Source organism: Dermacoccus sp. Ellin185, assembly GCF_000152185.1.
GTDB classification, from domain to species: domain Bacteria; phylum Actinomycetota; class Actinomycetes; order Actinomycetales; family Dermatophilaceae; genus Dermacoccus; species Dermacoccus nishinomiyaensis.
Genome location: NZ_AEIQ01000040.1, coordinates 1 through 7,854, shown reverse-complemented (window position 1 = coordinate 7,854; position 7,854 = coordinate 1). Strand labels below are relative to the sequence as shown.

At 71.3% G+C, this 7,854-nt stretch carries 9 protein-coding genes; 6 read left to right on the top strand and 3 right to left on the bottom strand.

Features of this window, described 5'->3' with window-relative positions:
- Window positions 1–177: 177 nt before the first annotated feature.
- The 3 genes from HMPREF0321_RS02490 to HMPREF0321_RS02480 form a co-directional block, all read right to left on the bottom strand.
- Window positions 178–414: an FmdB family zinc ribbon protein gene (locus tag HMPREF0321_RS02490; protein WP_040014333.1), complete on the bottom strand. Its 237-nt coding sequence runs from the start codon at window positions 412–414 to the stop codon at window positions 178–180.
- Window positions 415–501: 87 nt separating this feature from the next.
- Window positions 502–2,037: a potassium/proton antiporter gene (locus HMPREF0321_RS02485; RefSeq protein WP_006943918.1), complete on the bottom strand. Its 1,536-nt coding sequence runs from the start codon at window positions 2,035–2,037 to the stop codon at window positions 502–504.
- Between the two features lie 74 nt (window positions 2,038–2,111).
- Complete coding sequence (locus HMPREF0321_RS02480) at window positions 2,112–2,750, bottom strand: 5-formyltetrahydrofolate cyclo-ligase (protein WP_006943924.1); 639 nt, start codon at window positions 2,748–2,750, stop codon at window positions 2,112–2,114.
- 18 nt (window positions 2,751–2,768) lie between these two features.
- Here HMPREF0321_RS02480 and galU point away from each other — a divergent pair, with 18 nt between their 5' ends.
- The 6 genes from galU to HMPREF0321_RS02450 all read left to right on the top strand — a co-directional run.
- A complete protein-coding gene (gene galU / locus HMPREF0321_RS02475) occupies window positions 2,769–3,725 on the top strand; it encodes a UTP--glucose-1-phosphate uridylyltransferase GalU (protein WP_006943921.1) in 957 nt (318 codons plus the stop codon).
- 88 nt (window positions 3,726–3,813) lie between these two features.
- Window positions 3,814–5,103 carry a gephyrin-like molybdotransferase Glp gene (gene glp / locus HMPREF0321_RS02470; RefSeq protein WP_006943923.1) on the top strand — a complete coding sequence of 430 codons (1,290 nt, stop codon included), beginning with the start codon at window positions 3,814–3,816 and terminating at the stop codon, window positions 5,101–5,103.
- Window position 5,104: 1 nt separating this feature from the next.
- Window positions 5,105–5,572 (top strand): cyclic pyranopterin monophosphate synthase MoaC, encoded by a 468-nt coding sequence (moaC, locus tag HMPREF0321_RS02465; protein WP_006943919.1) that lies wholly within the window; start codon window positions 5,105–5,107, stop codon window positions 5,570–5,572.
- Window positions 5,565–6,053, top strand: coding sequence for a molybdenum cofactor biosynthesis protein B (locus HMPREF0321_RS02460; RefSeq protein WP_040014330.1), 489 nt, complete (start codon window positions 5,565–5,567; stop codon window positions 6,051–6,053). Before moaC ends, HMPREF0321_RS02460 begins: the two co-directional genes overlap by 8 nt.
- Window positions 6,053–6,700, top strand: a complete 648-nt coding sequence (locus HMPREF0321_RS02455) for a GNAT family N-acetyltransferase (RefSeq protein WP_006943922.1) — start codon at window positions 6,053–6,055, stop codon at window positions 6,698–6,700. Before HMPREF0321_RS02460 ends, HMPREF0321_RS02455 begins: the two co-directional genes overlap by 1 nt.
- A 443-nt stretch (window positions 6,701–7,143) precedes the next feature.
- A partial coding sequence (locus HMPREF0321_RS02450; RefSeq protein WP_006943916.1) for a hypothetical protein occupies window positions 7,144–7,854 on the top strand: 711 nt, incomplete at its 3' end.

Here is a 7,854-nt window from a genome sequence, read left to right as displayed (position 1 = left end):
CGCAGCCGGCGGCGACGCGTCGCGGCCGCGCGCGTCGGGGCGTTGAGGCGGTGGACGACGTCGAGGGTGCGCAGTGAGGGCATGGCTCGACGCTAGGGCGAACCGCGTCGACGGCGCGCGTCGTCACGCCGCAGGCTGTGGATCAGGGTGCCCGGCCGTCACACCTGGGGATGGCCGTCAGGCGTCGGAGCTGCTCGAACCGCTCGAGCTCGAACCGGAACTCGAGCTCGTGCCGGAGGAACGGCTGTCGGTGCGGTAGAAACCCGCCCCCTTGAACGTCACGCCGACGCTGTTGAACACCTTGCGCAGCGGGCCGCCGCACTCGGGGCACGTCGTGAGAGCGGGGTCGTCGAACGACTGGCGCGCCTCGAAACCGTGGCCGCATTCCTTGCACGCGTAGGCGTAGGTGGGCATCGTCATTCCTTCTCTCGTGCCGGCGGGCGGCGCTGGTTCGACTGCGTCATGGTAAGGCAGCGTCAGGGTGAGGCAGGCGCGCGTCGCTCATGCGCGGGGCGCGGTGGGCATGCGCCAACCGGCGAGGCGTCCGCCCTCGCTCACCTCGCGGAAGCGGGCGAGGGTGCGCGCGCGCACCGTCTCCTTCGTCACGACGAGCAGTTGATCGCCGGCGCGCAGCACGCTGCGCTCGCCGGGCACGTAGCTGCGATCGCCGTTGACGACGAGGGTGACGTTCGCGCCGACCGGTAGGCGCAGCTCGTACAGCATGACGCCGACGAGCTGCGAGTGCTCGCCGACCTTGACGTGCAGCATGTCGGCGCGCAGTTCCGTCAGCGGTGTGTTCTCGACCTCGAGCTCGACGGCGTGCGCGTCGTTGCCGATGCCGAGCATGCGGGCGACGAGCGGCAGCGTCGGGGCCTGCAGGAACGTGAAGACGACGACGAGGACGAAGACGAGGTCGAAGATCCAGCGCATCTGCTCGGCGCCCGCGGTGAGCGGCACCGTCGCGAGGACGACCGGCACCGCGCCGCGAAGCCCTGCCCATGACAGGAACACCTGCTCGCGCCAGGAGAAGCCGAACGGCGTCATCGACGCGATGATCGAGGCGGGGCGGGCGAGCAGGAGCAGGACGAAGCCGACGACCATGGCGGGCACGAACTGGTCCATGAGGCGGCTGGGGGAGGCGAGCAGGCCGAGCAGGACGAACAGGCCGATCTGCGCGAGCCACCCCATCGCCTGCCCGAAGCCGCGCACGGCCTGACGGTGGGGGATCGGCATGTTGCCGAGGACGAGCGCCGCGAGGTAGGTCGCCATGAAGCCGCTCGTGTGGACGACGGACGCCGCGGCATAGGCGAGGACACCCCCGGCGACGACGCCGATGGCGAACAGACCTGACGAGCCGGGCGCGATGCGCTGCGAGAGGGCGCCGAGCACCCAGCCGACAGCGAGGCCGACGAGCGCGCCACCGGCGAGTTCGAACACCGCCATACCGGCGAGGGAGAGGACGCCGTGGTGCTCGCCGCCGGGCACCACCTCGTCCGCGAGGGCGACGACGAGCAGCACGACGGGCGCGTCGTTGAAGCCCGACTCGGCCTCGAGCACGCCAGCGAGGCGATGCGGCAGCGGCACCTTGCGCAGCACCGAGAACACGGCCGCGGCGTCCGTCGAGGAGACGATGGCGCCGAGCAGCAGCGACGTCTTCCAGTCGAAGTCGAGCAGGAGGTGCGTCGCCGAACCGACGACCGCGACGGAGACGAGCACGCCGAGCGTCGACAGCAGCAGGGCCGGGGCGACGGACGCGCGGATGCTGCTCCATTGCGTCGTCAGACCGCCCTCGATGAGGATGAGGATGAGCGCGCAATAGCCGAGCACCTGCGTGAGGTTCGTGTTCTCGAAGCCGATGCCGAGCCCACCCTCACCGAGAGCGACGCCGATCGCGAGGTAGATGAGCAGCGTCGGCAGCCCCGAGCGGTTGGCGAGGCGAACGGCGGCGACGGCGACGAGCAGGACGAGCGAGCCGACCAGCAGCGTCAGCGGCAGGTCGGCGGTGTCAAACCCGGTGGTGGCGGCGGCTTCGATCATCGGGCCCCCTCCTCAGGTCGGCGTCAGCGGGTGGGTGCGTCGGCGTCGGCTCGGCCTCGTCGCGGGCCGGTGCCTCAGTATCCCAGGGCGTCGCCGAAGCGGACGAGGCCGTCCACGGTGAGGGCCGCGTCGACGCGTTCGTCGTGCGCCTCGACCGGGATGCGGGGCGCATCGGGGCCGGTCAGCAGCTCGTCGGGAAAGACGACGGCGACGACGGGTGTGCCCGGCCGTCGGCGCGGCAGGGCGCGGTCGTAGCAGCCGCCGCCCTGGCCGAGGCGTTCGCCGTTCGGGCCGATCGCGAGCGCGGGCGCGATGACGAGGTCGGCGGCCGCGATGCCACTCGTGCCCAGGTCGTCGCCCGTGGCGACGTCACGCCAGGACAGGTCGAGATCGGCGAGCGTGATCGGCACGAGCAGGCGCCCGCGCGCCCTGGCGGCGGCGTTGATCGGTTCGAGGTTCGACTCGCTTGTCAGCGGCTCGAACGAGGTGACGCGGGTGGCGCGTGCCAGCAGCGGTTCGAGGTGACGCAGCAGCGCAAGTCCGTCGGCGTGACGTTGCTCGGGGCTCGTCGCATCACGACGCTCTCGACGCGCGGCGCGAAGGCGTGTGCGCAACTCGCGCTTGGCGAGGCGCTCGCGCTCGTCGGGCGTCGGCTCGACGTCGCGCGGAGGTGTCGCGCCGGTCGGTGCATCCGGGGCCCCGTTGTCGGTCATGAGGGCTAGCCTAGGCTCATGACTGAAACGCCGTCCTCCGCACCTCGCCGTCGCGCGCGCAAGGCCGTCATTCCGGCCGCCGGGCTCGGCACGCGCTTCCTGCCTGCCACGAAGGCCATCCCCAAGGAGATGCTGCCGGTCGTCGACAAGCCGGCCATCCAGTACGTCGTCGAAGAGGCGGTGCGCGCAGGGGTTCCCGACATCCTCACGATCACCGGTCGTTCCAAGGCTGCTCTCGAGGATCACTTCGACCGCCACTGGGAGCTCGAGCGGGCCCTCGAGAAGAAGGGCGACGAGAAGCGCCTCAAGCGTGTGCAGAAGTCGGCCGACCTCGGTGAGGTCCACTTCATCCGCCAGGGCGAGCCGCGCGGCCTCGGCCACGCCGTGCTCGTCGGGCGCAACCACGTCGGCGACGAGCCGTTCGCCGTCCTGCTCGGCGACGACCTCATCGACGAGGACGACCACCTGCTCGAGCAGATGATCGACGTCCAGGCCAACCACGGCGGGTCCGTCATCGCGCTCATGGAGGTGCCGGACGACCAGATCCACCTCTACGGCTGCGCCGCCGTCGAGCCGATCGACGGTGAGGGCGAAGACGTCGTGCAGGTCACCGGTCTCGTCGAGAAGCCGGCCGCGGGGGAGGCGCCGAGCAACCTCGCGATCATCGGCCGTTACGTGCTCGACCCGTCGATCTTCGCGGTGCTCGAGAAGACGGAGCCGGGACGCGGCGGCGAGATCCAGCTGACGGACGCGCTCGCCGAGCGTGCGAGCGCGGCGGGTGAGGGCGCCGGCGTCATCGGTGTCGTCTTCCGCGGCAGCCGCTACGACACGGGCGACCGTCTCGACTACCTCAAGGCCGTCGTGCGTCTCGGCACGCGTCACAACGAGTTCGGTTCCGACTTCCGCTCCTGGCTGCAGGGCTGGGTCGACACTGACGAGGGCAAGGGGCGCACGCGCACCGAGCGCGGCGCCTGACGCCATCCAGCATTGGGATGACGCCCCGTTCGCAACCGAATTCGGTTGCGAACGGGGCGTTGTCGGTGGTGGGTTGCACAATGGGGGCATGTCGCACGCCCCCGAACTCATCACCGACGCCGAGCACCTCGCGCGCATCCTCGCGGCCGTTCCACGGCTGCCTGCGCGGCGGGTGGCGCTGGCCGACGGCGGCTGGGTCGGTGATGTCCTCGGGCGGGCGCTCGCCGCTGACGTGTGCAGCGGCGTCGACCTGCCGGGGTTCACGAATTCCGCGATGGACGGGTACGCCCTGCGAGCCGAGGACGCTGCGGACGGCGAGCTACCGGTCGTCGGCGACATCCCGGCCGGTGACACGCGTGAGCTGACGTGCGCGCCGGGTGAGGCCTGGCGCATCATGACGGGCGCGCCGGTGCCGTCGGGGACGACGACGGTGGTGCCGGTCGAGCAGAGCGACGATGGGCTGGAGCGCGTGCGGTTCACGGGCGAGGTGGAGGACGGGCGCCACATCCGCCGACGCGGCGAGGACGTGCGCATCGGCGACGTCCTGCTGCGAGCCGGGACGATCATCGCACCGCAACACGTCGCCGTCATCGCCTCGGCGGGGGTGGATCACATCGAGGTGGCACCGCGCCCGCGCGTCGTCGTGCTGTCGACGGGGGACGAGCTGCGTCCGGCCGGAGAAGCGCTGCAGCATGGACAGATCCACGATTCGAACGGGCCGATGCTCGCTGCGCTCGTCGCTGCGGTGGGAGCCGAACTCGTCGAGGTCGCGCACGTGTGTGACGATGCCGGCGAGGTGGCGCGGGTGCTGGAGCGTGCCGTCGCGACGGCTGACGCCGTCATCACGACGGGTGGGGTGAGCGCGGGGGCGTATGACGTCGTCAAGGCCGCGCTGATCGAGGCGGGCGAGGTGACGTTCGACAAGGTCGCGATGCAGCCCGGCAAGCCGCAGGGTTTCGGGCTGCTCGGCGAGCGAGAAGTGCCGGTGTTCACGCTGCCCGGCAACCCGATGAGCACGCTCGTGTCGTTCTGGGTGTTCGTCGCGCCCGCGCTCGCGCACATGAGCGGGCGCCCCGCGCCCGTGTGGCGACGCGGCGTCGTGCGTGGCCCGGGGTGGACGTGCCCGCCGGGACGTGCCCAGTACGCGCGCGTCCACGCGGTGCGCGGCGCTGACGGCGAGCTGACGATCCGTGCCAATTCGCGCCAGGGATCGCACCACCTCGGTGAGTTGGGCGAGGCCAACGCGCTCGCGCGCGTGCCGCGAGAAGCCCGCCAGGTCGAGACGGGTGAGATGCTCGACGTGCTCGTGCTCGACGGGCCGATCGACGCGCCCCTGGCGGGCGCCTACGACGAGAACGTGGCGGACGAGAAGGAGTGACATGAGCGACCTCACCCACGTGCGTGGTGACGGCAGCGCGCACATGGTCGACGTCGCGGCGAAGGCCGTGACGCGACGTTCGGCGTCGGCGGCGGGGCGCGTGCTGCTGAGCGAGCGCGCCGTGGCGGCGCTGCGTGACGGTGACGTGCCCAAGGGCGACGCCCTCGCCGTCGCACGCATCGCGGGGTTGCAGGCGGCCAAACGCACCCCTGACCTCATTCCGCTCGCCCACCCGATCGCGGTGCACGGTGTCGAGGTCGACCTCGACGTCACCGACGACGGCGTCGACATCCGCGCCACCGTCGTCACCGCCGATCGCACCGGCATCGAGATGGAAGCGCTGACCTGTGTGAGCGTCGCGGCGCTCGCGCTCATCGACATGGTCAAGGCCGTCGACAAGCACGCACGCATCACCGACGTGCGCGTCACGGCGAAGTCGGGTGGGCGCAGCGGTGACTGGCATGAGTGAACGGCGCGCCGCCGTCGTCACGTGCTCGACGCGAGCCGCGCAGGGGATCTACACCGACGCGACCGGGCCCGTCATCGCGGCATGGCTACGTGAGCGGGGGTGGACGGTCGACGCGCGACTCGTCGCCGACGGGCCGGCGGTGGGCGACGCGCTCGGTGACGCGCTCGCGCTCGGGTGCCGCGTCGTCGTCACGACCGGCGGGACGGGCGTCTCGCCGAGCGACGCGACGCCGGAGCAGACGCGGCCGTACCTCACGATGCAGCTCAGCGGCGTCGAGGAGGCGCTGCGTACGAAGGGTGTGGCCGCAGGGGTGGCGACGGCCGTCCTTTCGCGTGGGCTCGCCGGCATCGCGGACGGCGCCGCGGGGCGCGCGTTCGTCGTGAACCTGCCTGGCTCGCGTGGGGGAGTGGCCGACGGTCTCGACGTGCTCGACGGCATCCTCGAGCACGTCATGGCGCAGCTCGACGGAGGCTCGCACTGATGGGTCCGGGCACGTGGCCCGTCACGCTGCGGCGGCGCTATCGCGGCGGTGAGCTGGGGTTGCGTCCGTTGCATCCCCGTCGGGATCTGCAGGAGTGGAGTGCGCTGCGCGCCGCGAACCGCCGGTGGACGGGCCCCTGGGATTCGACGAACCCCTACCCCGAGCCGGCGCTGGGCTTCAAGGCGGCCGTCAAGGAGCAGAACGCGGAGGCACGCGCGGGTCGGTTGTTGCCGTGGGCGATGACGTGGAACGGTGCCCTGGCCGGGCAGGTGCACATCTTCACGATCGTGCGTGGGGCGCAGCAGGGCGGCACGATCGGCTACTGGATCGGTGAACGCTTCGCCGGGCACGGCCTGACGCCCATGGCCGTCGCGATGGCCGCCGACCACGCGTTCGGTGTGGAGCGCTTGCACCGCCTCGAGATCAACGTGCGCCCCGACAACGCGAACTCGTTGCGCGTCGTCGAAAAACTCGGCTGGCATGACGAAGGCGTGCGCCGCGAGTTCCTCCACATCGACGGCGCGTGGCGCGACCACCGCACGTTCGCACTGCTGCGCCACGAGGTCGACGGCACGCTCGTGCAGCGTGTGCAGAATCTCGAGCGATCGGGCTCCGTCGACACTGTTGACACTGTCGACTCGCCATAGCGCCTCGGACGCATCGACCCCGTCTGACCCGCCTTGAGCCTGCCTGACTCCTCGGACCCCCGACCCCCTCTGGCCCCCCGACCCGGTCTGACCTTTCGGACCTCCGAACCCGTCTGCCCTCTCGAACCGCTGAACAGCGCCGTCGAAACCCACCTCGACGTGGCCCGTACCCAACTGCGATTCACGTCCACATCGGCGAACGGCATCCATCGGCGATTCATGTCCACAACTGCGATTCTCGTCCACATTCGCCGATGCTCCGCCATCCGCGCGTCGGAGCTGACCGCGCCCGTGCGCATCGACGATCGGCGCCGACGTCGGTCTGTGCCCCCCGTCGTCCGCCGGCGGCGGGGCATTGTTACCCCACGCAGTGAAGATTTTTTGCGCGACACGCGCGGCGTGGCTCACTCGTTGTCATGCCGCCGCGCCCTAGCCTGGTGTGCGTGAGTGCCAGCAGCCTGATCTTCTTCGTCATCATTGCCGTGTGGGCTGCCTACATGCTCAAGCACTGGGTGTGCCGCCGCGAGGATCTCGCGACCGCGCGCACCGTCGATCGATTCTCGGAGGCGATGAGGATGCTCGAACGCCGTACCCCGATCCAGGCTGACGTCTCGGCGCGCGCCGACGAGCCGTCGCGCACGATCCTGCGCCCTCAGGTCAGCGTCAAGGGTGCCTCGCGCGTGACGCCCGGCGCCCCCGAGGGTGACGCGCACGCGTCGACCGCTGAGCGCGCCGAGGTGACGACGACGCGGGTGCCCGCTCGTCTTCAGGGCGCGGCGCAGGGCCTTGCCCGCGTGCCGGCGGCTCTCGAGTCGCCGAAGGTCAAGCTGTTTGCCCTGCTCGGATCGTTCGGTTTCTTCGTCGTGACGGCGCTGCTCGCTCTGCTGACGCTCGTGCCGGCGGGGCTGCCGTTGCTCGGCCTGCTGGCCACGGCCGGTGTCGTCGTGTGGCTGCGCCGCTCGGCGATCGCAGCGCGGACGGCCAAGGCAGCGTCGACCACGGTGCGCCCGGTGGGCGTCTCAGCTCCGGCGCGCGCCGCGTCGCCCGCGCGTTCGAGCGCCACTGTGGGCGCCACCCGCGTCGCGGTCGAGGGGGCTGAGACCGCGGTGCCGATGACGAAGCGGTCGCCGCTCGTCGCGCAGCTGCCGGAGCGC